The sequence below is a fragment of the Nocardia sp. BSTN01 genome (genome assembly GCF_015354405.1).
Lineage (GTDB): Bacteria > Actinomycetota > Actinomycetes > Mycobacteriales > Mycobacteriaceae > Nocardia.
In genome coordinates this window covers 1-621 of record NZ_JADKYP010000177.1, presented here as the reverse complement: position 1 = coordinate 621, position 621 = coordinate 1, and the positions used below count along the sequence as shown (strand labels likewise).

The 621-nt window shown below is 68.1% G+C and carries 1 protein-coding gene; it reads right to left on the bottom strand.

The window, feature by feature from the left end; all coding sequences use genetic code 11:
* Positions 1–45: 45 nt before the first annotated feature.
* A partial coding sequence (locus tag IRT45_RS36415) for an IS5 family transposase (RefSeq protein ID WP_194810279.1) occupies positions 46–621 on the bottom strand: 576 nt, incomplete at its 5' end.

Here is a 621-nt window from a genome sequence, read left to right as displayed (position 1 = left end):
CTAGGGCTTGTATCGAAGTGGTGAGGGCGTGCCTGTGGCCCGCCCTCATTCGTGCCGTAGCCACTGATTGATCGCCGCGACGTGGACCGTGGCCAGGTAACGGACAGCGAGTTTGTCGTAGCGAGTCGCCACCGCGCGATGCTGTTTGAGCTGGTTGATGCCTCGCTCGACCGCGTTGCGGTCCCGGTAGACGAGTTTGTCGAACGCTGGCGGACGCCCACCCGACCGGCCACGATGACGCCGGTGCGCGGCCTGATCCGACGGCGTCGGGATGGTGACCTTGATCCCGTGGCGACGTGACCAGTCCCGGTTACCACGGCTGGAATACGCCTTGTCCGCCAGCACCCGCTCGGGCCGCATCCGGGCCCGTCCGCCAGCGAGTCTCGGCACCGAGATCGCATCCAGCACGGCCGTGAACTGCGGACTGTCACCCGCCTGACCCGGTGTGACAAGCAACGACAGCACCCCGCAGCCCTGCTCACACGCCAGATGCAGCTTCGTCGACCAGCCGCCCCGCGATCGGCCCAGCCCGTGATCACCCGGTTCGGGTTCACCGTTGCCGCCTGGCGGTTCGGCCTGGCCGGCACTGTCACGGCGGGCACCGGCAGCATGCTGATGCGC